This window comes from Aliirhizobium wenxiniae (assembly GCF_019511445.1).
Taxonomy (GTDB): domain Bacteria; phylum Pseudomonadota; class Alphaproteobacteria; order Rhizobiales; family Rhizobiaceae; genus Neorhizobium; species Neorhizobium wenxiniae_A.
The window spans coordinates 40,196-65,883 of the sequence record NZ_JAEUAN010000005.1 but is presented as its reverse complement, the minus strand read 5'-3'; the positions used below and the strand labels follow the sequence as shown (position 1 = coordinate 65,883).

General features: G+C 59.4%; 31 protein-coding genes. 19 read left to right on the top strand and 12 right to left on the bottom strand.

Going from position 1 to position 25,688, the window contains the following annotated elements:
- Positions 1–96: 96 nt before the first annotated feature.
- Positions 97–996, bottom strand: coding sequence for an alpha/beta fold hydrolase (locus tag JNB91_RS07915; RefSeq protein ID WP_223218096.1), 900 nt, complete (start codon positions 994–996; stop codon positions 97–99).
- 104 nt (positions 997–1,100) lie between these two features.
- Here JNB91_RS07915 and JNB91_RS07910 point away from each other — a divergent pair, with 104 nt between their 5' ends.
- Positions 1,101–2,009: a LysR family transcriptional regulator gene (locus JNB91_RS07910; RefSeq protein ID WP_220324976.1), complete on the top strand. Its 909-nt coding sequence runs from the start codon at positions 1,101–1,103 to the stop codon at positions 2,007–2,009.
- Here JNB91_RS07910 and JNB91_RS07905 read toward each other — a convergent pair.
- Both JNB91_RS07905 and JNB91_RS07900 read right to left on the bottom strand, forming a co-directional pair.
- Complete coding sequence (locus JNB91_RS07905; protein WP_220324975.1) at positions 2,006–2,632, bottom strand: pyridoxamine 5'-phosphate oxidase family protein; 627 nt, start codon at positions 2,630–2,632, stop codon at positions 2,006–2,008. The two genes, JNB91_RS07910 and JNB91_RS07905, sit on opposite strands and share 4 nt — an antisense overlap.
- 184 nt (positions 2,633–2,816) lie before the next feature.
- On the bottom strand, positions 2,817–3,695 hold the full coding sequence (locus JNB91_RS07900) for a protein-L-isoaspartate O-methyltransferase family protein (RefSeq protein ID WP_220324974.1): 879 nt from the start codon (positions 3,693–3,695) through the stop codon (positions 2,817–2,819).
- A 201-nt stretch (positions 3,696–3,896) separates the two neighbouring features.
- Here JNB91_RS07900 and rarD point away from each other — a divergent pair, with 201 nt between their 5' ends.
- Positions 3,897–4,823 (top strand): EamA family transporter RarD, encoded by a 927-nt coding sequence (rarD, locus tag JNB91_RS07895; RefSeq protein ID WP_220324973.1) that lies wholly within the window; start codon positions 3,897–3,899, stop codon positions 4,821–4,823.
- 18 nt (positions 4,824–4,841) lie between these two features.
- The gene (locus JNB91_RS07890) at positions 4,842–5,171 is read left to right on the top strand and encodes a DHCW motif cupin fold protein (protein WP_220324972.1); all 330 of its coding nucleotides are present in this window, start codon (positions 4,842–4,844) and stop codon (positions 5,169–5,171) included.
- A gap of 126 nt (positions 5,172–5,297) precedes the next feature.
- On the opposite strand, the gene JNB91_RS07885 is transcribed toward JNB91_RS07890, so the two are convergent.
- Positions 5,298–5,915, bottom strand: a complete 618-nt coding sequence (locus JNB91_RS07885) for an LOG family protein (protein WP_220324971.1) — start codon at positions 5,913–5,915, stop codon at positions 5,298–5,300.
- A 160-nt stretch (positions 5,916–6,075) separates the two neighbouring features.
- Between JNB91_RS07885 and JNB91_RS07880 the strand changes: the two genes are divergently transcribed.
- Positions 6,076–7,800 (top strand): LysM peptidoglycan-binding domain-containing protein, encoded by a 1,725-nt coding sequence (locus tag JNB91_RS07880; protein WP_220324970.1) that lies wholly within the window; start codon positions 6,076–6,078, stop codon positions 7,798–7,800.
- A 476-nt stretch (positions 7,801–8,276) separates the two neighbouring features.
- Here the strand turns inward: JNB91_RS07880 and JNB91_RS07875 are convergent, their stop codons facing one another.
- Positions 8,277–9,125 carry a DUF6920 family protein gene (locus JNB91_RS07875; protein WP_220324969.1) on the bottom strand — a complete coding sequence of 283 codons (849 nt, stop codon included), beginning with the start codon at positions 9,123–9,125 and terminating at the stop codon, positions 8,277–8,279.
- Positions 9,126–9,252: 127 nt separating this feature from the next.
- Between JNB91_RS07875 and JNB91_RS07870 the strand changes: the two genes are divergently transcribed.
- From JNB91_RS07870 to JNB91_RS31120, 3 genes are all read left to right on the top strand, one after another.
- A complete protein-coding gene (locus JNB91_RS07870; protein ID WP_220324968.1) occupies positions 9,253–9,852 on the top strand; it encodes a TetR/AcrR family transcriptional regulator in 600 nt (199 codons plus the stop codon).
- A gap of 170 nt (positions 9,853–10,022) precedes the next feature.
- Positions 10,023–11,939: an ABCB family ABC transporter ATP-binding protein/permease gene (locus tag JNB91_RS07865; RefSeq protein ID WP_220324967.1), complete on the top strand. Its 1,917-nt coding sequence runs from the start codon at positions 10,023–10,025 to the stop codon at positions 11,937–11,939.
- A gap of 42 nt (positions 11,940–11,981) precedes the next feature.
- On the top strand, positions 11,982–12,116 hold the full coding sequence (locus tag JNB91_RS31120) for a hypothetical protein (protein WP_262927998.1): 135 nt from the start codon (positions 11,982–11,984) through the stop codon (positions 12,114–12,116).
- 73 nt (positions 12,117–12,189) lie between these two features.
- On the opposite strand, the gene JNB91_RS07860 is transcribed toward JNB91_RS31120, so the two are convergent.
- On the bottom strand, positions 12,190–12,456 hold the full coding sequence (locus JNB91_RS07860; RefSeq protein WP_220324966.1) for a hypothetical protein: 267 nt from the start codon (positions 12,454–12,456) through the stop codon (positions 12,190–12,192).
- A 312-nt stretch (positions 12,457–12,768) separates the two neighbouring features.
- Complete coding sequence (locus JNB91_RS31115; protein WP_262927997.1) at positions 12,769–12,894, bottom strand: hypothetical protein; 126 nt, start codon at positions 12,892–12,894, stop codon at positions 12,769–12,771.
- 337 nt (positions 12,895–13,231) lie between these two features.
- On the opposite strand from JNB91_RS31115, the gene JNB91_RS07855 reads away from it, so the two are divergent.
- From JNB91_RS07855 to JNB91_RS07845, 3 genes are all read left to right on the top strand, one after another.
- The gene (locus JNB91_RS07855) at positions 13,232–13,930 is read left to right on the top strand and encodes a phosphatidylserine decarboxylase (RefSeq protein ID WP_220325220.1); all 699 of its coding nucleotides are present in this window, start codon (positions 13,232–13,234) and stop codon (positions 13,928–13,930) included.
- A gap of 28 nt (positions 13,931–13,958) precedes the next feature.
- The gene (locus JNB91_RS07850) at positions 13,959–14,771 is read left to right on the top strand and encodes a CDP-alcohol phosphatidyltransferase family protein (RefSeq protein ID WP_220325219.1); all 813 of its coding nucleotides are present in this window, start codon (positions 13,959–13,961) and stop codon (positions 14,769–14,771) included.
- Between the two features lie 200 nt (positions 14,772–14,971).
- On the top strand, positions 14,972–15,109 hold the full coding sequence (locus tag JNB91_RS07845; RefSeq protein ID WP_220324965.1) for a hypothetical protein: 138 nt from the start codon (positions 14,972–14,974) through the stop codon (positions 15,107–15,109).
- 5 nt (positions 15,110–15,114) lie between these two features.
- On the opposite strand, the gene JNB91_RS07840 is transcribed toward JNB91_RS07845, so the two are convergent.
- The 5 genes from JNB91_RS07840 to JNB91_RS07820 are packed head-to-tail and all read right to left on the bottom strand — an operon-like array spanning position 15,115 to position 17,566.
- Positions 15,115–15,732, bottom strand: coding sequence for a LysE/ArgO family amino acid transporter (locus JNB91_RS07840; RefSeq protein ID WP_220325218.1), 618 nt, complete (start codon positions 15,730–15,732; stop codon positions 15,115–15,117).
- Between the two features lie 50 nt (positions 15,733–15,782).
- Positions 15,783–16,547 (bottom strand): SOS response-associated peptidase, encoded by a 765-nt coding sequence (locus JNB91_RS07835; protein WP_220324964.1) that lies wholly within the window; start codon positions 16,545–16,547, stop codon positions 15,783–15,785.
- Positions 16,548–16,602: 55 nt separating this feature from the next.
- Positions 16,603–16,929 carry a YnfA family protein gene (locus tag JNB91_RS07830; RefSeq protein WP_220324963.1) on the bottom strand — a complete coding sequence of 109 codons (327 nt, stop codon included), beginning with the start codon at positions 16,927–16,929 and terminating at the stop codon, positions 16,603–16,605.
- Positions 16,930–16,935: 6 nt separating this feature from the next.
- Positions 16,936–17,253: a type II toxin-antitoxin system RelE/ParE family toxin gene (locus JNB91_RS07825; protein ID WP_220324962.1), complete on the bottom strand. Its 318-nt coding sequence runs from the start codon at positions 17,251–17,253 to the stop codon at positions 16,936–16,938.
- The gene (locus tag JNB91_RS07820) at positions 17,234–17,566 is read right to left on the bottom strand and encodes a type II toxin-antitoxin system ParD family antitoxin (protein ID WP_346269290.1); all 333 of its coding nucleotides are present in this window, start codon (positions 17,564–17,566) and stop codon (positions 17,234–17,236) included. Before JNB91_RS07820 ends, JNB91_RS07825 begins: the two co-directional genes overlap by 20 nt.
- A gap of 58 nt (positions 17,567–17,624) precedes the next feature.
- On the opposite strand from JNB91_RS07820, the gene JNB91_RS07815 reads away from it, so the two are divergent.
- The 9 genes from JNB91_RS07815 (at position 17,625) to JNB91_RS07775 (ending at position 25,577) form a co-directional block, all read left to right on the top strand.
- The gene (locus tag JNB91_RS07815) at positions 17,625–17,903 is read left to right on the top strand and encodes a type II toxin-antitoxin system RelE/ParE family toxin (RefSeq protein ID WP_220324961.1); all 279 of its coding nucleotides are present in this window, start codon (positions 17,625–17,627) and stop codon (positions 17,901–17,903) included.
- A gap of 23 nt (positions 17,904–17,926) precedes the next feature.
- Entirely contained in the window at positions 17,927–18,235 is a 309-nt protein-coding gene (locus tag JNB91_RS07810) for a HigA family addiction module antitoxin (RefSeq protein WP_220324960.1), read from the top strand.
- 16 nt (positions 18,236–18,251) lie between these two features.
- On the top strand, positions 18,252–18,668 hold the full coding sequence (locus JNB91_RS07805; protein ID WP_220325216.1) for an NUDIX hydrolase: 417 nt from the start codon (positions 18,252–18,254) through the stop codon (positions 18,666–18,668).
- 80 nt (positions 18,669–18,748) lie between these two features.
- Positions 18,749–19,186 carry a TIGR02301 family protein gene (locus JNB91_RS07800; protein WP_223218095.1) on the top strand — a complete coding sequence of 146 codons (438 nt, stop codon included), beginning with the start codon at positions 18,749–18,751 and terminating at the stop codon, positions 19,184–19,186.
- Positions 19,187–19,302: 116 nt separating this feature from the next.
- The gene (locus JNB91_RS07795) at positions 19,303–19,560 is read left to right on the top strand and encodes a hypothetical protein (RefSeq protein WP_220324959.1); all 258 of its coding nucleotides are present in this window, start codon (positions 19,303–19,305) and stop codon (positions 19,558–19,560) included.
- Positions 19,561–19,574: 14 nt separating this feature from the next.
- On the top strand, positions 19,575–20,312 hold the full coding sequence (locus JNB91_RS07790) for a hypothetical protein (protein WP_220324958.1): 738 nt from the start codon (positions 19,575–19,577) through the stop codon (positions 20,310–20,312).
- A gap of 182 nt (positions 20,313–20,494) precedes the next feature.
- Positions 20,495–22,210 carry an ABC transporter ATP-binding protein gene (locus JNB91_RS07785; RefSeq protein WP_220324957.1) on the top strand — a complete coding sequence of 572 codons (1,716 nt, stop codon included), beginning with the start codon at positions 20,495–20,497 and terminating at the stop codon, positions 22,208–22,210.
- Positions 22,211–22,333: 123 nt separating this feature from the next.
- Complete coding sequence (locus JNB91_RS07780; RefSeq protein WP_220324956.1) at positions 22,334–23,218, top strand: helix-turn-helix domain-containing protein; 885 nt, start codon at positions 22,334–22,336, stop codon at positions 23,216–23,218.
- A 172-nt stretch (positions 23,219–23,390) separates the two neighbouring features.
- Complete coding sequence (locus JNB91_RS07775) at positions 23,391–25,577, top strand: TonB-dependent siderophore receptor (protein ID WP_220325214.1); 2,187 nt, start codon at positions 23,391–23,393, stop codon at positions 25,575–25,577.
- The last annotated feature ends 111 nt before the right edge of the window (positions 25,578–25,688 follow it).

The window sequence follows — 25,688 nt, the reverse complement described above, 5'->3', positions numbered from 1 at the left end:
TTTTGCGGCCGGCGCTCCTTCAGGATGCTATCGTATCGTCGCACCAACCGGAACATTCTTCGGGCGGCGCAATACACGCCACCCGAAAACAGAGGCCTACCGGTTCAGCAAGGCCCGGTCGAGAAAATCGTTCATCAGCGGCGCGATCTCGTCCAGCTTGTCTTCCAGTGCAAAATGCCCGGTGTCGAGGAGATGCAGTTCGGCATCGGGAATATCTCGCAAATAGGGATGTGCTCCCTCTGCCGGAAAGATCTTGTCGTTCTTGCCCCAGACGATCAGCGTCGGTGGCTGGCGGTCGCGGAAGAAGGCCTGGATTTCGGGATAGAGCGCCACATTGGTGCGATAGTCGTAAAACAGGTCGAACTGGATTTCGTTATTGCCTGGACGATCCAGAAGCGGCTGGTCGTGCGCCCAATTGTCCGGGCTGATGCGGGATATGTCCTTCACACCGTCCGTGTACTGGAACTTGGTCGCCTCCAGCGTCACCATGGTGGCCTGCGCGTCGCGATCCTTCTGCGAACCACTTGCCCAATAGGCCTTGATCGGATCCCAGAATTCCTTCAGCCCTTCTTCATAGGCGTTGCCGTTCTGCACAATCAGGCCGGTTACCCGCTCGGGATGCTTGAGCGCCAGCCGATAACCGACCGGTGCGCCGTAATCCATTACATAGAGGGCGTAGCTTCTGGCGCCCAGCTGGCCGAGCAGATCATCGACCATGTCGGCATAATGGGCGAAGCTGTAGGTGAATGTCTTGTGATCCGGCGCATCACTATAACCAAAACCCGGATAGTCCGGCGCAATGACGCGGTAGCGATCGGCGAGCAACGGGATCAGGTTGCGGAACATATGCGAGGATGTCGGGAAGCCATGAAGCAGAAGGACCACTGGTCCATCGGCGGGGCCGGCTTCGCGATAGAATATCTTCAAGCCCTCGACGGTGGCGGTGCGATAATGCACCGTGACCGGCTGACGGCGGGCGTTCTTCACTTCAGTCATTTCCATTCTCCAAGTGGTTGACATTACAATCGAAACTTTCGACGCTGGCCAGATTCTCGGTCAGCGACATGAATGCCCGGCAAAGGCCGGCGAACGGGGAGACGATGGACCGCATAGAAGCCATGTCGATGCTGATCGAGGTTGCCGACACCGGCAGCCTTTCTGCTGCCGCGAGGGCGCTCAACATCCCGGTCACCACGCTTTCGCGCAAAATCTCCGATCTCGAAGCAGCTCTCGGGGCCAAGCTTCTGGTTCGCAGCACCCGCAGGATCGATCTCACCGACGCCGGCATCGGTTACCTTGCGGCTGCCCGGCGCATCATCGAGCAGGTCGAGGAAGCCGAGCGGGAGGCTGCAGGCGAGTTCACCGTGCCGAAAGGCCGGCTGGTGGTCACCGCGCCGATCCAGTTCGGCCAGTTGCATGTTCTGCCGGTCGTCACCGACTTCCTTGCCCGTTTCCCGCAGATCGACATCCGCCTGCTTCTGCAGGACCGGAACCTGCAGCTGGTCGAAGAGCATATCGACATGGCCGTGCGGATCGGCCATTTGCCGGACAGTTCGATGATCGCGACCGCTGTCGGATCGGTCCGGATGGTCGTCTGTGCCAGCCCCCGGCTGATCGAGGCGCAGGGCATGCCGCAAAGCCCGCAGGAGCTTTCGCGTTTCCCAGCAATCACCATCGAGACGCCTCTGTCGCAATCCGCCTGGCAGTTTCGCGATCCGGGAGATCGCTCCCTCCTGACGCTCTCTCCGCCCCCTCGCCTTTCAGTCACCACGGTCGAGGCGGCATTGCGGGCGGCGACCCGTGATGCCGGCGTCATCCGTCTGTTCCACTACCAGGTCGCCGACGCGGTAAAGACCGGTGATCTCAAGATCATCCTCGAAGACTACGAAATCGACCCCGTGCCGGTGCAGTTGATCCATGCCTCGCGGGGCCAGATGCCGATCAAGATGCGCAGCTTTCTCGATTTCGCGGTTCCGAGGTTGCGCGCGGTCTTCCCGATCGGGACCTAGATTGCCCCTGTGCCTGCCTTGGCCCTCAATTCCGCATTTTCCTTTTCAAGCTGGGCAAGGCGCTCCTGCATCGGGCGCATCGCGGCGGCGATCTCCCGTTCGGTGAAGCGCGGGGTGATATGCTGCGGGCAGTTCCAGTCGAAGGCTTCCAGCCGCACCTTGAAGATGCGCTCGGCCCGGCCCCGATAACCGGCATCGGTAACGAGTGCGGTGATCGCCGGATCCTCGTCCAGCGCCAGCTTTTCGACATGGGCATAGATCTTCAGCCGGGCGCGGCGCGGGTAATCCATCAGGAAGAGGCAGGCCTTGTCGCTGGCGGCCAGATTGCCGGTCGAAATATACTGGCGATTGCCGCGGTAATCGGCAAAAGCGAGCGTCCGGTCGTCGACGACTTTCAGAAAGCCTGCAGGCCCGCCGCGATGCTGGATATAGGGCCAGCCGGTTTCGGAAACCGAGGCCATGTAAAAGCTGTCGCGCTCGGCGATGAAGGCCTTTTCGCCTTCGGTGAACCGATCCATCGTGCGATCGCCGGAAAAATCGGACCAGAACTGATCGACACCCATTTCGGCCTGTGCTGACCGCACGCTTGGCGTTGAGGCGATATCCAGAAATCCGTAGGACATGGCGTTCTCCCTTCAAACTCGAGCTGGTGATCGTAGAAGATCCCGGCCGGCTCGTTGGGAGGACTATGCCGTTTTTCATTCATCGCCGTAATCGGGTATTTCCGGAGATCATCTCTCCGGAAAATGGAGAGATGAAACCGAGTTCGAGACGATGATTCTTAGTGCGTGGAAAAATGACGGCCAGTCAGGGCTCATCAAAGGACAGGCCCCAATCCTTCTCGCCATACCACTCTTCACCTTTCGGCGGGGTCTTCCAACGCAGGCTCTTCACCTTGCGCAGGCCACGGGCACGGAATGCGGCCTCCAGCCCGGCATGTCGCCCTTCAGGCACCGGCTTGCCGCTTTCACCCCAGATGAACGACACAATCTGGATAAACCGCGCACCAAAACCCCGGGCCTGACGGTCGATCATCAGATAGGCCGCATTCCGGGTAAAACCGGAGCGGCTGCTGTTCTGGACTGCCGGAATGCCGAGGGGCAAGATCAGACGGCCATAGGGCGCCAGTTTTTCGATCCATGCTTCCGGCGGATGGTCGAGGGCAAAGTTGGCATAGATGACATCGGCGTCCTCCCTGGGCCAGTCCGATGCGTCGCCCTGGACGATCTCGACATTGTCGTATGCGGCAAGATTGGCTCTCGCCCTTTGCGCCAGCGCAGCATCGTATTCCACGCCGATCACGCGACCTGACGGGCCGACCAGTTCGGCCATGATCGCCGTATAGTAGCCGGCACCGGCGCCCATATGCACGACCGTCTCGCCTTCGCGGATATTGAAAGCATGAAATGCTCCCGCATGCAGGGAGGGAGAGCCGTTATTGATGCCCTTCTCCGTATCGAGGCCAACGAGAACATCCTGATAGAGCACGATAGGATCGGTCGAGGCGACGGAACGGTATCCATCGCTATAGACATCATCGAAGATCCAGGGCGGGGGACCAACATAGTCTTCGCGGGCCACGCGCGCGAAAGCTGCGAGCAACCTGTCGTTCTTGTCTATTCCTGCCTTGGCAAGCAGTTGAAGCGCATAGTTGCCGCGATGCGCGGGTTCGTCTTCCAAATTCATCTATGTCCCCTGGGTTTTCTTGAACCATGCAGCCCTCTCGTCGTGGTCAGGTTGCACGGCCGTTTCGCGCCATAGTGGCAGGATGAATAAACTGTCTCAATGCAAGGTTCAAAGAAATGAATTGGTAGCACAGGGCGCGATCCTGTAATTGCGCCATGTTAATTACACATGCCAATTACAACAGAATGCCGGAAACACCCCATGGCCAGCCAAAACCCAGCGTCTCCCGCCACAAATCCGGTTGCCGTCAATGAAGACACGCCGCGCGGTTTTGCCTTCGGTCTTACGGCCTATCTACTCTGGGGCTTTCTGCCATTCTACCTGAAGGCGGTGGGACACCTTCCGGCAATGGAAGTGCTGGCGCACCGCGCGATATGGTCTGTGCCGGTGGCCGGCATCGTGCTGGTGATACTCGGCCGGCTGAAAGATGTCCGGGCGGCGCTCAAGAACCCGCGCATGCTCGGCATGGCCTGCGCCACCGCGACGCTGATTACCCTCAACTGGGGCGTCTATGTCTGGGCGGTCGCCGCCGGACACGCTCTTGATGCCGCGCTCGGTTATTTCATCAATCCGCTGTTCAGCATTTTTCTGGCCGCGGTGATCCTGAAGGAAAAGCTCGCTCCGCTGCAGATGGTGGCCATCGGGCTTGCGGTCGTGGCGGTCGCCATCCTCGCCTGGGGCGCCGGCGGGCTGCCGTGGGTCTCGCTGGCGCTGACCGTTACCTGGGGCATCTACGCGCTTTTGCGCAAGACGCTGCCGATCGGTCCCAACCAGGGCTTCTTCCTCGAAGTGCTTTTGATCAGCATTCCGATGCTGCCCTATGTGATCTGGCTCGAAGCGACCGGACAGGGGCATTTTCTCGGCGGAACCGGTTTCGACATGGGCATGCTGGCGCTGTCCGGCGTCGTCACCGCCGGTCCGCTGATGATCTATGCCAATGGGGCAAAACTGCTGAAACTGTCTACGATCGGCATCATGCAGTATATCGCCCCGACGATGATCTTCCTGATCGCCATCTTCGCCTTCGGTGAACCACTGAGCCCGATAAAGCTGACAAGTTTCGTGTTGATCTGGGCGGCGCTGGCGCTCTACACCATCGCCATGCTGCGACAGCTGCGCGGTCGCTGATTTTCAAGGACAAACTTCATGCAGATGTCAGACATTCCCTTCGGCACGACCGACTGGTCGAGCATCGAGCCGACCGTGCACAAGGGCGATACGGGCCACTCCACCTGGCGGACACGGCATTTCGGCGGCATTCGCGTGCGGATGGTCGAGCACTCACCGGGATATCTTGCCGACCACTGGTGCGAAAAAGGCCATATCCTTCTGTGCCTGGAAGGCGAGATGACGACTGAACTCGCCGATGGACGTGTCTTCGTGCTGAAGCCCGGCATGAGCTATCAGGTCGCCGACAATGCCGAGCCGCATCGCTCCTCGACCACGATCGGGGCCAAGCTTTTTATCGTCGATTGAAAACCACGTTCGCCGTCATCCTCGGGCCTGTCCCGAGGATCTATTCACGTCGCTGCGGCTAAGACGTAGCAGATGCTCGGGACATCCTCGGGTTTAACCCGAGGACGAGCATGACGACCGTGCACTTCAAAGCTTCGAGATAACGGCCTCTTCGCCTTTGGACGAAGTCGTCACCTCATCACGTTCCAGAATTGCCGGAACGATATCGTCCACCTCGGATATGACCAGCGGCCGGACGAGATTGGCGCGGTGGATGAAACCCTCTGCGCGCATGTGATCGACAAGTGCCATCATCGGATCCCAGAAACCGCCGATATTGGCGAAGACCATCGGCTTTTCGTGGCGGCCGAGCTGGCCCCAGGTCATGATCTCGACGATTTCTTCCAGCGTGCCGATACCGCCGGGAAGCGTGACGAAGGCGTCGGAGCGCTCGAACATCTTGTGCTTGCGCTCATGCATGTCCGACGTCACGATCAATTCGTTCAGCTGGCCGAGCGAATGGCGGGTCGCCTCCATGTCGACGAGGAATTCCGGGATGATGCCGGTCACTTCTCCGCCGTTCGACAACACGCCTGATGCAACCGCGCCCATGATGCCCTTGGTGCCGCCGCCATAGACGAGTCTTAGGCCATGCGCGGCAATCGATTTTCCAAGTGCGCGACCGGCAGCGATATAGGCAGGATCACGGCCGGGCTGGGAGCCGCAATAGACGCAGATGGATCGTATTGGCACAGTTTTCTCCATTGGGCATTCAAAGGGTGCGACAGTTGAGACCGCACAACGCAGATTTGACGGGAAAATCCCGCAAGAGCAAGGCTTTATGACGTGAAAAGCTTGTTAAGAAGTCTGGAAAGAGCTAATCGGTAAAGTAGCGGAAACTCAGGCCCTTAAGAGGCAATAGACGATGAAGAACCGTGCCGGCTGGCTCGCCCTGATTGTACTTGCAATTGCTTCGCTGCTGATGATCTTCTTTGTCATGCCGAGGATCAACCAAGAAAGCAAGCCAGTCGCAGCTGCGATCAATGCTGCCGGTGACGCGGTGAAGGATGCCGTAACCGAGGGCAACAAGCCTGCCGAGACCGCAAAGGTCGAGCCGCAGGCAACCGCCCCTTCCGCGCCAGCGCCAGCCAATGCGCCTGCAGCCTCGCCGGCACCCACAGCCGCCCCTGCGCCGCAAACGGCTGCAACCGATACGCCGACATTCGATGTGTTGCGCGTCGAGCCGGACGGTTCCGCGGTTATCGCAGGCCATGCAGCCCCCAATTCGACACTTGAGATCACCAGTGGCACATCCGTCATCGCCAAGGTGGATGTCGGCCCGAGCGGTGATTTTGCCGCCGTGCTCGACAAGCCGCTTCCCCCCGGTGACCACCAGCTCGTGCTGAAGGCGACCGCCAAGGACGGCAAGGTTACAAGCTCGGAAGAGGTCGCGACGGTCTCGGTTCCCGCCGACAAGAATGGCAAGCTTCTCGCCATGGTGACCAAGCCCGGCAAGGCAAGCCGCCTGATCGCGGTTCCGGAAGAGGCCGGCAAGGCGGCCTCCGCAGCGGCGACAAACCAGCCTGCAGCGCCTTCAGCAGGTGCCGACGCCGCCACGACAGCACCGCAATCCGGCGGCGTCGCATCCGCGCCTGCTCCCGCTACGACCTCCCCTGTGCCTGCCACCTCTCCCGCTCCGGCCATGTCGAGCGAATTGCAGATCACGGCGGTCGAAATCGAAGGGTCGAAGATCTTTATTGCCGGCGTTACGAAATCGGGCCGTCAGGTTCGCGGCTCCGCGGATGGTTCCGTCGTCGGTCAGGCTCAGGCGGGCGGAGACGGGCATTTCGTCATCGACGGAAGCGCCAATCTGACCGTCGGTGATCATCGCATCGCAGTCGAAGCACTCGGCAGCAACGGACAGGTTCTGGTTCGCGTGGAAGTGCCGTTCAACCGACCGGCCGGCGAACAGGTCGCAGCAATCGCATCACCGGCACCGGCAAGCCCGGTCACGGTCGCCGATGGCGGCGCGTTCGACAATCTGCGCGGACAGGTGGCCAAGGCTTTCTCTCTGCTCAAGGGCCTCTATGACGCCGGCAAGGTTCCGGCGCTCGAAAACATGACGGCGGCCCGCTCGTCGACGTCCATCGCGCTGCAATCGCTTGCCGAATACAGACTGCCGGCAGGCGCCTCAGTCAATGCAACCGAGGCTGTCGGCGTCACGGCCGGTCATGCCAATGCGGCCCGTCAGGCGCTGGAAGCCCTGCCCCGCGACGTGGCAGCGGTAAGCGCAGCGCTCGACAGCCTGACCAAGCTGATTGCCGAGGCCGTCGGCCCGGCGCTGGCCCAACAGTTCGGTGGTGCACCGCAGACGATGGCTGCCACCGATGGAACGCGCACGATCGAACAGGCGCCACTCACCCAGAGCAGCAGCAACTCCGTCATCATCCGCCGCGGCGACACGCTATGGCAGATCGCACGGCGCGCTTATGGCCAGGGCGTGCGCTACACGACGATCTATCTCGCCAACGAGGAACAGATCGCCAATCCCGACGTCATCCAGCCCGGCCAGATCTTTGGCGTGCCTGAGCAGTTCCGTCCCGATTCCGAGGAGTTGCATCGCGAGCGGCTGCAGCATCGCAAGGGATGATTTTGGACGATCAGGCCTCGATGATCGAGATTTTCCCGGCCGGCGCTCTGACAAGGAGCGTCGGCCGAAGCATTTCGGGGCTACGGTTTCCTTTCCGAAAACGGGGATGCTGAGACGGCCAGGAAAAAAATCTCCGGCACGATGTCAGCGGCTTAGCGATATTCTTCGCGCGTCATCATCCCCGCTTATGCCGACAGGCGGATAATCATGCCGTCATCGGATGGGAACCGGGTTCGCGAACCGGCATCCTCAACGGGTTGCAACTCGGTTTCCGGTGATGGTCGAGAACGGCGATCCGACGGGAACTGACACGTCTCGAAGGATCGATGAAACGGCCGGGGCAGGCGGAAAGCCTGAAATACCAAATCCCCATACCACCCGCCTGCCCCTTCCCTTCTCACCGACCCGGTCTCGCCGGTGCGGCTATTGGTGTTTGCCTATAATGCTGTCATGTCCGCTTGCCCGGCCCTTCACGATTATTCGAAGACAATCGAGGTGATCCTGCCGCGCCAAAACGGATAGGTCCGTCCCCCCGCCGCACGGGCTATGACGAAGCCATGAGGGATCATCATGCCGGAGACGCGACGATAGTCGCTGCGCGCCGCATGTTCGCCCGAGCCGTGATAGGACGTGGTCAGGTCGCCATCCTGCTCCGCGTCGAAACTCGCAAGACTGCCGTCGGGGTTGAAGGTTGCGACAAGCGCCGCCTCCAGGCCGAAACCCGACACGATGGCGCGTGCGTGTTTATCATCTATGGCTTCCCAGCGGACGGGACCGCCCGGCAACAATGCCATGGGATAAAGAGGGCTTTCCAGCAGCCATCGGCGAAGTGAGGTGCGGTTCAGATCATTCGTCGCACTTTCATCGACCACCGTCAGGGTGGAGACGATCCTTGCACGCATCTCCATGCGGCCATCGGCGAAGAAGTCGTAGGCGCGCGCCCAAATTCCCGGCGCGACCGGTGTCGTCGCAGCGAATATAAGGGCCGGTGTCGCGACGGCAATTGTCTGGGAGGCGGTAGTGAACGCAAAACCGTCAGTCAGAGGACGCCGGAAACTCCCTTCCACCGCGAGGGACACGACCCGGAAAGGCGTCTGCGGATCAGGGACCGCAAATTCCAGGTATCGCCTGACCGGAGCAGGCAGCGTTTGCATGGCAGCTTGATCACCAGACACAGCGGGACCGGCATCGGCGATCCGGCGAACGGTTTCGGCATGGGCTTCAATCTCGCTTTCGGTCAGGAACGAACCCAGCGCAACTGTCCCGACCACCGCGACGAAGGATGATGAAACAGCCATGAGCACAAGCAGGTGAAAACGACGCACGGCAATTTCCTCTCAAGCAGGAAGGATCAGCGAAGCAGGTCATCAACATTGTCCGTACATATACTTACGCCTTTACATATCCGTACATTTGTGTACGCCTCAAGTAAAGCGGCCGATGGAGAGAAATGTGGACAAGGACGCGCGACGAATACGTCAAGCCGAGATCTTCGAGGCGGCCTACCGGCTACTGGACGAGAATGGCTACGGAGCCACTTCCATGCTTCGCATCGCGAAGACGGCAAAAGCATCGAACGAGACGCTCTACCGTTGGTATGGCGACAAGGACGGCCTCATCAAAGAAATGGTGCGCGCCAATGCCGCCGAAACCAAAAGAATGCTCGCGGATGCGATCGCGCGCGGAAACGATCCCTGGACAACCCTTCAGGACGTCGCCCCAGTATTTCTGCGCATGCTTCTCGGAGAACGGGCAATTCTGCTGAACCAGGCAGCGGCCGCCGATCCGAGCGGCGTGCTGGGAGCAATGATTTCCGCCGGTGGGCGAAACGAGGTCATGCCTCTGTTGAGCCGGTTGCTGGAACGCGTCTGCGCCGGCACGGCATGCAACCCGAAAGATGCCGGCGAATGGTTCATCGGCCTGCTGGTGGGCGATCTTCAGATCAGGCGCATCATCAACGAACGCGCAGCCCTCTCTGAAGAAGAGATAATGGAGAGATGCGGGAAGAGCCTGAAGGCGCTGCATCGGTTGATTGGTGATAGGCCCTCCTGAGGCCCGGATCACGCAGCTATGACATCGGCGTCCCCAGAGACCAGCCAACCCTCACAATTCAAACCCCATCAGCTTCATTTCCAGCGGAAACACCCGTCGTGACATTGCATCACCGGGTTTTGCCGCCTATGTGCCGGGTAGCGCCTCTTTCGTGCGTCCCGGAGACCTGTATGTCGAACAAGAAGAAGATCGTTTCCGCGGATGACGGCAATCCGTTGGGAACACTCGTCAACCTGTGGCCCTATATGTGGCCGACGGGGCGGGCGGACCTGAAGGCGCGGGTGCTCTGGGCAACCTTTTTTCTGCTCCTTGCCAAGCTGGTGCTTCTCTCGGTTCCCTATTTCTTCAAATGGGCAACCGACGCGCTGAACGGCAAGCTGGATCTCGCCGGGACCGTGGCCGGCCTGCTGCCGGCCTTTCTGCTTGGCGCCGTGGTTCTGGTGATCGCCTATAATTTCACCCGCATCCTGCAGGTGGGCCTCAACCAGTTGCGTGACGCGCTGTTTGCCTCTGTCGGGCAGCATGCGGTGCGCCAGCTCGCCAACAAGACCTTTGTGCATATGCACCAGCTGTCGCTGCGCTTCCATCTGGAGCGCAAGACTGGCGGCCTGTCGCGGATCATCGAGCGCGGCACGAAGGGTATCGAGACGATCGTCCGCTTCACCATCCTGAATTCGGTGCCGACGCTGATCGAATTCGTGCTGACGGCCATCATCTTCTGGGCGGCCTACGGTTTTGCCTATCTGGCGGTGACGGCGATTACCGTTGCCGCCTATATCTGGTTCACCATCAAGGCCAGCGACTGGCGTATCGCCATTCGCCGGACGATGAATGACAGCGATACGGACGCCAATACCAAGGCGATCGACTCGCTTCTGAACTTCGAAACGGTCAAGTATTTCGGCAATGAAGAGATGGAGGCCAAGCGCTTCGACGTGTCGATGGCGCGGTATGAAAAGGCTGCCACTCAGGTCTGGACCTCGCTCGGCTGGCTGAATTTTGGCCAGGGCGTGATCTTCGGGCTCGGCCAGGCTGTCATCATGATCATGTCGGCGCTCGCGGTTCAGCGCGGCGAACAGACGATCGGCGATTTCGTTTTCGTCAATGCGCTTTTGATGCAGCTTTCGGTTCCGCTCAACTTCATCGGCTTCGTCTATCGCGAAATCCGCCAGGGACTGACCGATATCGAGCAGATGTTCGAGCTTCTGGAAGTCGAGGCGGAAGTGACCGACCGACCGGATGCAAAGCCGCTGACGCTCAATGCGACGGGAGCACAGAAAGGCGCCATCGCGTTTAACGACGTCCGCTTCTCCTACGACCCCGAGCGACCGATCCTCAAGGGCATCTCGTTCGAGGTACCGGCCGGCAAGACGGTTGCGATCGTCGGCCCATCGGGTGCGGGAAAGTCGACGATTTCCCGCCTGCTCTATCGCTTCTACGATATCCAGGGCGGATCGATCACCATCGACGGCCAGGATGTGCGCGACGTGACGCAGAAATCGCTGCGCGCGGCGATCGGCATGGTTCCGCAGGACACGGTTCTGTTCAACGATACGGTCGCCTACAATATCCGCTACGGACGGCCGAGCGCAGACGATACGGATGTGCAGACCGCGGCCGAAGTCGCCCAGATCGACACATTCATCAAGCAGCTTCCGGATGGATATGAAACCAAGGTCGGCGAGCGTGGCCTGAAGCTGTCGGGCGGTGAAAAGCAGCGCGTGGCGATCGCCCGCACGATCCTGAAAGCCCCGCCGATCCTTATCCTCGACGAAGCGACCTCGGCGCTCGACACGACAACCGAACATGAGATCCAGTCGGCGCTCGACAGGGTTTCGGAAAACCGCACGACCTTGGTCATCGCCCACCGGCTTTCGACCGTGATCAGCGCAGACGAAATCATCGTGTTGCGCGCCGGCGAGATTGCCGAACGCGGAACGCATGCGAGCCTGCTAGCAGAGGGCGGGCTTTACGCTTCGATGTGGAATCGTCAGAGGGAAGCAACGCAGGCGGAAGAACATCTGCGTCAGGTTCGCGAAAGCGACGATCTGGGTGTCGTCACGCGCGGCACGCCTGCGGCAGAATAACGAGTCCCTAAAACGGGTTAGGCAAAGACAATGAAAAGACGGATGAACTATTCGTGGAAACGCATGGCGGTGGCGGGCAGCCTCGTGCTCGCCTACCTTCTCGTGCTGACCTTCTGGGGCTCACCGCTTCTGGCACTGACGACCTGGCTCGGCCACGTCGATCCGGCGAAAATCTGAAATCCCAGCGCGCCTAAGGGTGCACGCCGGGCAACGGGGCCGATGCTGTGCAGGCTATCAGCCGGATGGCAGGTCACCAACCAAGACATGGAACACCTGCCTTTGGCTGCGCCTTGCCGGCGATGATGTTTTCGCGGCGGTCGGGTGCGAATTCCGCCGTCTCGCAAAGCACGAAAGTCGTCTTGTCGGCTCGGCGCGACATAGGTTTGCCGGCGCTGTAGATTTCCGCCGCCGAACGCATGAACTGCGTGAACTCCTGCACGGAAATACCATCGGCCTGCCGAAGCTGGGCGATCAATGGGTCGGATAATACGTCTTCGATAGTCAGGTCGCGTTTCATGGTTTTGTCCTCTATCAAAACCGGTACACGGGGCGCACTACAGTCACATTGCAAAACTACGGCCAAAAAGGGGCATTTGCGATGTGGCAAATTCTCCTTATGCGAGAAATTCCATCAAAAGCTCGCGCAGATTTCCGATCACAATCAAGATCGACAGCGCCCGGCCTATCCGCAGGTCATCAAACGCATAAGACCGCCAAGCGGGCGGCCTTGATCAAGAACGGTCAGCGTTAGTGCTCATTACGGAAGCAAGGTCCGCTCATGAGAAAGGCAGAATTTGAGCGAGGAAGATCCTCAAGCTCGACTTCCAGCTTATCTATGCGACGAGCCGTAGCGCATACGTTCACGGTAACGACGCTGGCTCCATACCGTATAGACGACTGCGGCAATCACGATCGCGATATCCGCCATTGCTATCAGGCACCATGTAAGGGTCATTTCAAACTCTTCCGTTCTTTACCAAAGTCGCAGTACCAGAAGTGCTTCCAACAATGGTTTAAGCGTATTCCATGCATTTGACCTTGATGTAGGTCAGAGGTCTCCTGCAGGACTTTCATGACAGTCTCATGAAAATCGAAGCAAGAACCGTGCCTATTTGCTGCAATGCACCAAAAAAGCGGATTACCTGTCGGAAATTCAACGCATCGCCCCCCGCAATGGTTGCAATCCCCACACGGTTTGGGGAGCGGAGCGGAACCGCATTGCCGCGAGTATCGTTTTTCGCTAGTCAGTGCCGGATAACCAAGACAATAAGGCCCTCAGGGAGAAACAGTTGATCAACCTCTTCGACACCATTCGCAACACGCTCGTGCCGATCCACAAGGAAGGCTATGTCTTCGTTGCGATCTTCTTCGTCGTATCCTTGATCCTGGGCTACTTCGCCGAGCCGCTCTTCTGGATCGGCCTCGTTCTGACGCTCTGGTGCGCCTATTTCTTCCGCGACCCCGAGCGTGTCGTGCCGCAGGATGACGACCTGATCGTCAGCCCGGCCGATGGCCGTATCAGCCACGTCGCCATGGTCGTGCCGCCGGCGGAACTGGGCCTCGGCTCCGAACCGATGCTGCGCATTTCGGTTTTCATGAACGTCTTCAACTGCCATGTGAACCGTTCACCGGTCCGCGGTGAAATCAAGGTGATCGAATATCGCGCCGGTCAGTTCGTCAATGCGGAACTCGACAAGGCAAGCTCCGACAACGAGCGCAACGGCCTCGTCATCGAGAGCCGCCACGGCAATGTCGGCGTCGTGCAGATCGCCGGCTTCGTGGCGCGCCGGATCGTCTGCTGGGTAAAACCCGGCGAGCCGCTCAATGCCGGCGAACGCTTCGGCCTTATCCGTTTCGGCTCGCGTCTCGACGTGTTCGTGCCGAATGGCGGACAGGCGCGTGTGTCCATTGGCCAGCTTGCCATCGCCGGCGAGACCGTGCTGGCTGAGTTCGGCTCGACCAAGGGCCCCTCGCTTGGCCGTCGCAGCTGATAGAATTGCATAAAGGAGCAGACGGATGATGGATTTGCCGCCGGGAGAGCCGAACCGCTCGACAGACGAGGCTCGCGGTCCGCGCCTCAGGGAAATCCCCATCCGGCTGATGGTACCGAACCTCATCACGGTTCTGGCCATCTGTGCAGGCCTGACAGGTATCAGGCTCGCATTCGAAGCACGCTACGAGCTGGCAGTCGCGATGGTGCTGCTGGCCGCCTTTCTCGACGGCATTGACGGGCGGATTGCCCGTCTCCTGAAGGCAACGTCGAAATTCGGCGTACAGATGGATTCGCTTGCCGACATCATCAATTTCGGCGTCGCCCCTGCCCTCGTGTCTTATGCCTTCCTGCTCGATGGCGCCCGTTCGCTGGGTTGGATCGCTGCCCTGCTCTACGCAATCGCCGCAGGCCTCAGGCTGGCACGCTTCAACGTCATGGAAGATCGCGGCATCAAGGCGCCCTGGCAGTCGGAATTCTTTGTCGGCGTGCCGGCTCCCATGGGAGCCCTTTTGATGCTGCTGCCGGTCTATCTTGGCTTCTTGGGTGTCGAACGCACGCCGTTGTTCATCTATGGCAGCGTCGCCTACACGGTCGGCATCGGCTATCTGCTTGTCAGCCGCCTACCTGTCTGGTCCGGCAAATCGAGCAGGATCCGCCGGGACATGATGTTTCCGATCATGCTTCTCGTCGTTCTCTATGTCGCGCTGTTGATGAGCTACACATGGGAAGTGCTTTCGGTCACGGTCGTTGCCTATCTCTGCGTGCTGCCGTTCAGCGCAAGGGCATGGAAGCGACGCTACGGCACGATCACCATCGAAGACGAAGGCACGCACGTCTGACGCGTAGCCAGGAAATCAGGCACTCGCTGCAATGCACTGAAATTGCTGCATTGCAGCTCCCGCCTGCGGCAAGTTGCCACGCGTAGACTCACCTCATCGAAAAGGGACGGATAAGCCTTTATTCCGCCCCTATTGCCGGTGATTTCCCGGCGCCCCGCGGCACGTGAGAATCACGCGGGTGACATGATGAGGATAAAGACGTGAGCAATACAACCAACAACGACAAACCCGAAGCAAAGCCGGACTTCACCAAGCATTTCCGTCCGCTCGGCATCAAGGCCGTGGCAGCAGCAGCGATGATGCTGAAGCGGAAGCCGAAGCTGACGCCCGTCCGGTAAGCGGCTCAGACTTCACTGAACGCACTCCACAAGAGACCGAGCGCCAACACGCTCATGACGAGGCCGATCAGGCCGTCCAGAACCCGCCAGGCGGCGGGTCGGGCGAAGATTGGCGCGAGAAGACGAGCACCGTAACCGAGCCCGAAGAACCAGATGAACGAGGCGGTGGCAGCACCAGCGCCATAGGCCAGACGTTCTTGCCCTTCAAAGCCGGCAGAAAGACTGCCGACGAGCAGGACGGTGTCGAGATAGACATGCGGATTGAGGAAGGTGAAGGCAAGGCAGGTCAGGACCGCCGCCTTCAGCGACAGGCTTCCCGTTTCCCCCGCCACCATGGCCGCGGGCCGTAAGGCACGCTTGAAAGCCAGTGCCGCATAACTTCCCAGAAAGACCGCGCCACCGAGCGTGACGATCAGGATCAGCGTTTGCGACTGCGATATGATCGCCCCCATGCCGCCGACACCGGCTGCGATCAGCGTCGCATCCGACAGCGCGCAGATCAGGCAGAGCAGGAAGACGTGGCGGCGCAACAGGCCCTGACGCAGGATGAAAGCGTTCTGGGCGCCGATCGCAATGATCAGCGAGCCCCCGAGAGCAAAGCCGGACAGGCCGGCAGACATGATGTTCATTAAAAAGAATTCCGGTGGGGAGAAACTGGAAGGACGACAGGAGACTAGAAGAGAGACATCTGGGATGTGTCTTTGCCGGGCTTCGGAGGTTTTTCCTCAAGCTCGGCGACAGCAACCGGCTTTTGCACATCCGGCCCCATGTTGGAAACCTTGTTGACCAGATCGGAAACCGGGATGGCCTCGAAGAAATCGTCTTCGACGGGCCTCAGGAGATCGGCGACCTGGCGCGGTTCCTGCGTCTTGCATTCCAGCCAGCGCTCGAAATCCTGCGGCCGGATGACGACCGGCATGCGGTCATGGATGCTGCGGATCATACGGTTGGGCTTGGTCGTCATGATTGCGGCGGTATCGACTTCCGATCCGTCGGCCGATGCATAGGTTTCCATCAAACCCGCAAAGGCGATGACGCCGCCACTCCTCGGCCTGATCCAGTAGGCCTGCGAACTCATCCCGCTTTCCTTCGGCGGCCGCTTCCACTCATAGAAGCCGGAGGCCGGAACGAGAATGCGGCGATGGCGCATGGCGGCGCGGAAGGACGCCTTGTCGATCGCCGTTTCCGAACGGGCATTGATCAGCAACGGAAAGTCGCGCATGTCCTTGACCCAGCCGGGGATCAGCCCCCAGCGGGCAAGCGTTGCCCGACGATCCGGCAGGTTGCTGCCCGGTTGGCGATCCGTCTTTCCGACCACGAGGATGGGTTGCGTCGGCGCGATGTTGAACCGCGGCGGAAAATCATCGTCGAAATCGGCGACACCAACTGCGCCAAGAACCTCGTCCGGCTTGTGGGTCAGGGCATAACGTCCACACATCGGTTTTAGATGGCATCCGGTTTGATAGCGGTCAAGAAACCCGACTGAGCAAAAATCAGGCGCTGCGCGGCCCGAACAGGATAATCGCCCCGCCGACAAGGCAGATAACGGCGCCCGTAACATCCCAGCGATCGGGCGAACGCCCCTCGACGCCCCAGAGCCAGAGAACCGAGGCAACGATATAGATTGCGCCATAGGCGGCATAAGCACGTCCCGCCGCTTCCGCAGGCACCAGCGCCAGCGCCCAGGCGAAGGCGGCTAGCGACACCATTCCCGGCGCCAGCCAGATAGGCGACTTATCGAGTTTCAGCCAGGCCCAGAAGGCAAAGCAGCCGGCGATTTCGGCAAGAGCGGCGAAGGCGTAAAGGAGATAGGTCTGCATGGAGTGCTATTCGAAATCCTGTCGTTTGACGTCTTGCGCCATGTGCAGAACGCGTAGAATCACGATGCGATCTGCGTAGGAACGATAATAAATGCAGCGCTGCCGATAAGGAAAGGCTCGCAACCCGGGAGAGATATCGTTGCGCGGAGAACCTGTAAAATCAGCCTGCGCAATCCAGACGATCTTGGCAGTCAGGTCCGTCAGGAATTCCGCTGCATAGTAGACGCTGGTTGCAGCAATAAAGCGCCGAATGCCGCGCAGGTCCGCACGAGCCAGCGGAGAAATGATAAGACGTTTTGCCCTCTTAGCGCCCTTCGTCGTCATTCATGACATCCGCGAGCAGAGCTTCGTGAGTATCGTACTCGATCCCAAGACCCTCTTCGATCTGGCTATCAGCCGACTTGATTGCCTGACGAAGCGACTGCACGCGCATCTCGTAGTCGGCAAGCATACGTATACCCGCCCGAACGGCTTCAGTCTCCGTTCCAAAGCGGCCATGTTTTACAAGATCCGCCAGGATGCCGTCATAAGCGTCACCAAGGGAAAAGGTCTTCGCACGCGCCATGGGATGCTCCTCAAGTGCTGCAAATATGGCATTTTCCAATACTTTTGCAATATCAAGTGAATCGATCGCCACCTGAGAACATCAACGCCCGGCCCCTTGACGGAATGTAAGCTAGATACTTACATTCATCATGATCAAGTCGTTCAAGAGCAAGGCACTGGCAAGCCTGTTCGAAACAGGCAAGACGGGCAAGATCGACGCCAAAATGCACAAGCGCATTCTGGTGCGCCTCGACCGTCTGGATGTCGCCGAAGCACCACAGGACATGAACCTGCCGGGGTTCGGTTTTCACGCCCTGAATGGCTTCGATCCAACGCGCTATACGATCCACGTCAATGGACCGTGGTGCATCACATTCGAATTCGACGGCAAGGATGCAGCTCGCGTCGATTTTGAGCAGTACCATTGATAAAATGCCGGGAGACGACAACGATGAGCGAATACGAAGTGAAGCGACCTATCGAGCGCAGCCCGTCTCACCCGGGAGCACTGCTCGAAGACGTTATCGCGGCGACCGGCAAGACCAAGGTCGAGATTGCAGAACTGCTGGGTATCTCGCGTCAGCAGCTCTATGACATCCTGCGAGAACGCAAGCCGGTCTCGCCGAACGTAGCCGCAAGACTGGGGAAGATGTTCGGCGATGGCGCGGCGATCTGGCTGCGAATGCAGGCGAGCTACGATGCCTGGCATGCGGAGCGAGATGTTGATGTAAGCCGGATTCCGACCCTGACTGCAGCCTGACACCCAGATGATGCCGATGCCCCTCTCCCCCCAAGCCGCTTCTTCCGCAATCCTTGAACGCAATGGTCGCTTTCTGCTGATCCGGCGAAAGAACCCGCCGATGGCGGATCTTTTTGCCTTTCCGGGCGGCCGGGCGGAGCCGGGCGAGACGCCGGACGACACGGCACTGCGAGAGTTCTTTGAGGAAACCGGCATTCAGGCGCGCAATCCGACGCTCTTTGCCACCTATGACTTGAAGAGCGAAAAGGATGGCGGAAGCCACTTCTTCCTTTCCGTGTTCAGGATCGAGGCCGATCGGCATGTCGAGGCGATCGCTGCCGACGATGCCGCCGATCCGGGCTGGTACACGGTTGAAGAGATCCGTCGCCTGCCCTGCCCGCCCAGCGTTCGCGACTGCGCCGAAAAGCTGGCGGCGCTCGCAACCGACCGGTAGTATCGGCGCGTCGGATCGATGCCGAATCATGAACATGCGAATCGGCTCTCCACCCCGGACACGAACCCAAGGAATTCCATTTGAAATCCGCCGCCTGCCTGGCCCTGCCGCTTTTTCTCATCATCGCCTCGCCGCTTGCAGCGCAGGCGACGAAGAAGCCTGCGGCCGAGACCAAGGCTCCGATACAGCAATCGGCACCGCCCGAGACCGCCCTGCCAGCCCCCTATGACGGCCAGCTTTTAAGGCTTTCCGAAGTGCTGGGCTCGGTCAGTTACCTGAGGGAATTGTGCGGCGCACCGCAGGAGGACTGGCGCCGGACGATGCGGCAACTGCTCGATTCCGATGCGGCAAACGAGCCGGCGCGGCGCGAGCGGTTGACGGCGGCCTATAATCGTGGATACCGCTCCTTTGCTGCCGTGCACACATCCTGCACGCTTGCGGCACGCACCGCGGAAGAGCGCTACCGTAACGAAGGCGCAACACTTGCGACGGAAATAACCTCCCGCTTCGGAAATTAGCGGATTATTTACCTCTTTCGTCAGGAAGGCGTGTCGTTTCGATAAAAGGCTGATAAAGTTCTTAACGGCGCAGTAATCAAATCGGCCTCTTTGGCCGGCACCGAGGAAAGTTCAGTATGCAGTCAGGCCTCAACGAAATCGATGACATGATCGTCCACGAGAAGATGCAGGTCGCGCTCGAATATCAGAACGATGCCTGGGCAGACGGACGCGCAGACGGTATCGAGCCGGAAATCATCGCCGACGCAGCAATTGCCTTTGCCATGCGCGAAACGATCCGCCTGCGTGGCGAAGAGGGTGCCGAAGCGCTGCTCGAATCGCTTCGCGAGCGTATGCTCGCCGGTGAGTTTTCTCCCGGACGCAACATTCAATAATAACCGAGCTTCCCATGCGGAACGCGGCTTTCAAATCGATGACGCTTTCGCTGCTGGCTTCAGCGGCGCTTTTGGCGTTTGCGCCCTCCTCCTTTGCACTCACCGACGGGCGCAATGTGCCCAGTTCAGAAGAAGAGCAGGAAGCACTGGAGCAGAACGCCTTTGAAGGCACGACGCTGCCGCGCCCCGGCCTCGCGCTGGAGGGCAATGACGCCGCCCCGTCGGGTGACGGCAACGCTGTAACGCCGGATGCGGCCGCCGCGGACAAGCCTGCAGCCGATGCACCTCCTGCCGAAATCATTCGTGACCTCTCCACCCTGCCCGCACCGGTCAAGTCGATGCGCGAAAAGCTTGTCGAGGCTGCCGCTTCCGGTGATATCGAACGGTTGCGCCCCCTCATCGAAGGTACGCCGAAACCGCCGCAGGTGATGAATAATGAGAGCGACGACCCGATCGATACGCTGAAGAATTTTTCGGGCGATCCGGACGGCCAGGAAATCCTCGCCATCATGCTTGATCTTCTGGCGACGGGTACGGCCCATGTCGACAAGGGCACGCCGGAAGAAGCCTATGTCTGGCCCTATTTCACCGGCAAGACGCTGTCTTCGCTGACGCCGCCGGAACGCGTGGAACTGTTGCGCATCGTCACCGCCGGCGACCTGATGGGCATGGAAGAAACCGGCAATTACAATTTCTACCGGATCGGCATTTCCCCGGATGGCCAGCTGAAATTCATCTCCGGCGGTGATTGATTCGTTAAGGCCCGCCTCTCTCGCAGTCCAGGCACAGGCTCACAGTCTTCCCATTTTACGTCTTCAGCAGCCATATTTAGGCTTTCCGAACGCGATCATTTTCGAATATGGAGGGTGCGGCTCATGTTTTGCTGCTTTCTTTCTGGCGCTCCGTCGCCGCACCACATTCCAGAGATGCCGTGATGCTTTCCCGTTTCTTCGCCTATTATCGCCCCTACAAGGGTTTGTTCATTGTCGATTTCAGCTGCGCGGTTCTCTCCGGCCTGCTGGAGCTCGGCTTTCCGATGGCGGTCAAGCTGTTCGTCGACCGGCTTCTGGTGACGCAGGAATGGTTCCTGATCGTGCTTGCCTCGGCCGCACTGCTCATCTGCTACGCGCTGAATACCGGCCTGATGGTGGTCGTCACCTATTGGGGCCACATGCTGGGCATCAATATCGAGACCGACATGCGCCGGGAAGCCTTCAACCACATGCAGAAGCTTTCCTTCCGCTATTACGACAACCACAAGACCGGACATCTGGTCGGGCGGTTGACCAAGGATCTGGAAGAGATCGGCGAGGTTGCGCATCACGGGCCGGAAGACCTGTTCATCGCCATTATGACATTCATCGGTGCCTTGGCGCTGATGATCTCGGTCAACTGGAAGCTCGCCATGATCACCGCGCTGGTCGTACCGCTGACCGCCTGGGTGACGAGCCGCTACGGCGCGCGGATGAGTGCCAATTTCCGCCGGCTGTTCGAGCGGGTCGGTGATTTCAACACGCGGATCGAAGAAAATGTCGGCGGCATGCGCGTCGTGCAGGCCTTTGCCAACGAACCGCATGAACGGGCGCTGTTCGAACGCGACAACCAGAATTATCGCCGCGTGAAGCTCGAAGCCTACAAGATCATGGCCGCCAGCACCTCGCTCAGCTATATGAGCATGCGCCTGACGCAGATGATCGTGATGATCTGCGGCGCCTGGTTCGTGCTGCAGGGCGAATTGACCGCTGGCGGCTTCATCGGTTTCCTCTTGCTCGTCACCGTGTTCTTCCGCCCCGTCGAGAAGATCAATTCGGTGATCGAGACCTATCCGAAGGGCATTGCCGGTTTTCGCCGCTTCACCGAGCTTGTCGATACCGAGCCGGATATTGCCGATGCGCCTGACGCGGTTGCCGTCGGTGCGCTCAAGGGCGCGATCGACTATAACAACATCTCTTTCGGCTACAGCAGTGACAAGCCGATCCTCACCGATGTCAGCCTGTCCATCCGCCCCGGCGAGACGATCGCATTCGTCGGTCCTTCGGGTGCGGGCAAGACGACGATGTGCTCGCTTCTGCCGCGCTTCTACGATGTTTCGAGCGGCTCGATCACGATCGACGGGATGGATATCCGCAGGATGACCAAGGCGTCGCTGCGCCAGCAGATCGGCATAGTGCAGCAGGACGTTTTCCTGTTCGGCGGCACGATGCGGGAAAACATCGCCTATGGCCGTCTCGGCGCCAGCGATGCCGATATCATGGAAGCGGCCCGCCGGGCGCGGCTTGAAGAGATGATTGCCGACCTGCCGGACGGGCTCGACACGATTGTCGGCGAACGCGGCGTAAAACTGTCGGGCGGCCAGAAGCAGCGTGTGGCGATCGCCCGCATGTTCCTGAAAAACCCGCCGATCCTGATCCTCGACGAAGCGACGTCGGCGCTCGATACGGAAACCGAACGGGCGATCCAGCGGTCGCTTTCCGAACTTTCCGTCGGCCGTACGACACTGATCATCGCGCACAGGCTTGCCACCATTCAGGGCGCAGACAGGATCGTCGTCATCGATGAGAGCGGCATTCTGGAACAGGGCACACATCAGGAACTGATCGCGCGGCGCGGCGCCTATAACCGCCTGCATTCCGCCCAGCACGGCGCCTGACCAAAAAAGCCGTGGCGAGCGACATGCGATTCGCCACGGTTGAAGACAGGCAAAAAACTTGATAAAAGAAGGATAGTTTTACTCGTGGTCATTGGCACGAGAATGGAGCCGCGGGGTCGGAGCATGACGTTTCAGCCGAGAATGCGTAACCAGATCGAAGGCTTTTCGGTTCTGGGCGGATTGCGCCGGCGATACTGGAACGGAATTACTGCCGATCTGTGGGACGTGGAATGTGCCGCTTATGCCGGCGGCTATTACGTCGCGCGTGATCCGCGCCTGTTCATCCTTCTCGACCAGCGCGGCCAGGGCCGTCCGGCTTTGAAGCGCAGCCCGCGCGAAACGGGCCTGATGCAGGATGCCAGCCTCAGCCCGATATCCTATATTCCCGCCGAAATGGATCTTTGGATCGACATCAAGGACGTGCAATATGTCCGCCATCTCGACATCCATTTCGAAGCGGATGCCATGAGCCGGCGGCTGGGCGACAATCTCGATCCGCGCCGGCTGAAGGATCCGCAGCTCGTGTTCGCCGACCAACGTGTCATGGCGCTTGCCGAACTGATCGCCGCAGAAATCGCCAATCCTGATCCCTTGCACGATCTTTACGGTGACGGGCTGGCGCTGGCGCTTTTGATCGATGTGTTGAAGCTCTCCAAGTCGGAGCCGCGCAAGCGAGGGGCACTTGCGCCCTGGCAGTTGAAGCGGGCGACAGAATTCATCGAACAGCATTGCCTTCGCAATATCCGGCTGGAAGAGCTGGCGGTGCTGACGGGCCTGTCGCAATCGCATTTCTCCCATTCATTCAAGGCGTCAACCGGCATGGCGCCGCACGAATGGCAGATGAATGCGCGGCTTTCCCGCGCCAAGGACATGCTGAAATCCGGCGAGCAACCACTGACCGAAATCGCTGCTGAGACTGGGTTTTCCGACCATGCGCATTTTTCCCGCGTGTTCCGCAAGCATGTGGGCCTTGCCCCGTCGCAGTGGAAAAAGTCACAGTCGGAATAAAACGCATGGGCAAACGCGCCGGTGAGCGAACTTTGCCCAAGATCGTTCAAGTCCCGCACTTGAGAACAAGCGCATAAATCAAATCTGAGTTAACCACTCACCTTATTACATTACCGCATGAAACGCGGCGCGAGTGGGGCAAGAAATGAAGAAAACGGTGAAGTCTTCCGCAATGAGTGCGGGTGTCGTCAGGACAGCCTTGGGGGCAAGTCTGCGGACAGGGGTCGCTGCTATAGGGCTCATCGCAGCCTGGAGCGCACAGGCGCAGGAAGCGCAGAGCCAAAGCGGCACGACGCTTGCACCGATCGTTCTCCAGGGCGAAGGCGAACAGGGCGGCACCGGCCCGGTGAAGGGTTATGTCGCCAAAGAGACGACCACCGGGTCGAAGACGGATACGCCGCTGAAGGAAATCCCGCAGTCGGTTTCCGTGATCGGTCGTGAAGAGATGGACGACCGCGGCGTTGTCTCCAAAGTTGACGAGACGCTCTATTACACACCCGGCGTATTGGCTCAGCCCTATGGTGCAGACCCTGATACAGACTGGATCTACATCCGTGGCTTTGAAGCAAGCCAGACCGGCATCAGCCTCGACAACATGCCGTTCACCAGCACGGCCTACGGCAACTTTCAGATAGACGCTTTCGCTCTGGAGCGGGTCGAGGTGCTGAAAGGCCCGGCATCAGTGTTGGTTGGCGGTTCCAATGCTGGCGGCGTCGTCAATCTGGTGCGCAAGCGGCCGACGGACAGCCCGTATTTCTACACCGAGACCGGCATAAATAGCGACGGCAACGGGTTCTTCGGTTTCGATTTCTCCGACAAGCTGGGCGGAAACGATGCCATCAGCTACCGCCTGACCGGTAAGGTCGCAGGCGGTGATAACTACATGGACTATACGGACGATCTGCGTGGTTTCATTATGCCGCAGATCACCTTTTCGCCGAACGACGCCACAAGCCTCAACGTCTATGCCTATGTCAGCGGCATCGACCAGACGCACACGACGAACGGTCTGCTTCCCTATATGGGCACGGTCGTCGATAACCCGCTCTACGGAAAGATCGACCGCGATACGTATCTGGGCGAAAAGGATTCCGATATCGGCAAGGCCAACCAGACAATGGTGGGCTATGAATTCTCTCACGAATTCGAAGGCGGTGTGACGTTTACGCAGAGCGCTCGTTATTCGAACCTCTATAAGCACGAAGCATATATCTATGCCTTCGATGGTACACAGGACGACGCGGAGATCGGGCGCTGGGCGGAAGACATTACCTCCAAGGCTAATGCCTTCAATCTCGATAACCGCCTCGAAACCGAAGTCGAGCTCGGCGGCGCAACCCATAAATTGATGGGCGGCCTTGAGTATCGCTATTTCCACCTCAATACCAACAAGTATTCCGGTTTCCCCACCCCCATTCTGAACCCGAACGATCCCGTCTACGGCGCACCTTTCCCGACGATGAACGAAGGTTCAAATCAGACCATCAACATCCACCAGATCGGCGTTTATGCGCAGGACCAGATCAAATTCGGCGACGGCTGGATCGTCACCCTGAACGGGCGCTATGATTATCTCGACAGCGAAGGTGACGACCCTCGTGATGTAGTTCCGGATTACAGCCTCAACGATAGTGCGTGGAGTGGTCGTGCGGGTGTAGCCTATGAATTCAAGAACGGCCTGACGCCTTATGCCAGCATTGCCACCTTCTTCAGCCCGCTTTACGGCGCAAGCGCTGACGGTGCCCTGAAGCCGGAAGAAGGTGAACAGTACGAAGCCGGCGTGAAGTACGAGCCCACCTGGTTCGACGGCATGCTGACCGCATCGGTATTCCAGATCGACAAGGAGAACTACACGGTCGCAGTACCGATCCCCGGCGGTGGCGGCACGACCGAAGACAGGCAGCTCGGCAATGTTCGTTCGCGTGGCGTAGAACTTGAAGGGAAGGTCAATATCGACCAGAACTGGAAACTGCTTGCGTCTGCATCCTACACGGATCTCGAATTCACCAAATATCCGGGCAGCCCGGAAATGGTCGGCAACACACCCTATATCGTACCGAACACGCAGGCGGCTCTGTGGCTTGACTACACCTTTACCGAAGGTGCTCTCGAAGGCTTCGGCGTTGGCGCGGGCGTCCGCTATCGCGGCAAATCCTGGGCTAACAATACCAACACGCTGCGCGTCCCCGACGCCACTGTGTTCGATGCTGGTATCCGTTATGAAAAGAACGACTGGAAGGCTTCGCTCAACGTGACCAACCTGTTCGACAAGGAGTATGTCGCGGGCTGCGGGACGGAATTTTTCTGCGGCTACGGTCAGGCCCGGACATTCACTGCAAAGATCAGCAAGACCTGGTAACCCGACCGCTCGAAGCGTCAAGTTGACAATTCCAGTGAACTTAATCAGGAAGGCCCTCCACACGGGGCCTTCCTTTTTGTTTTCGGGCCCCCATCCGCATGGAGCAACGAC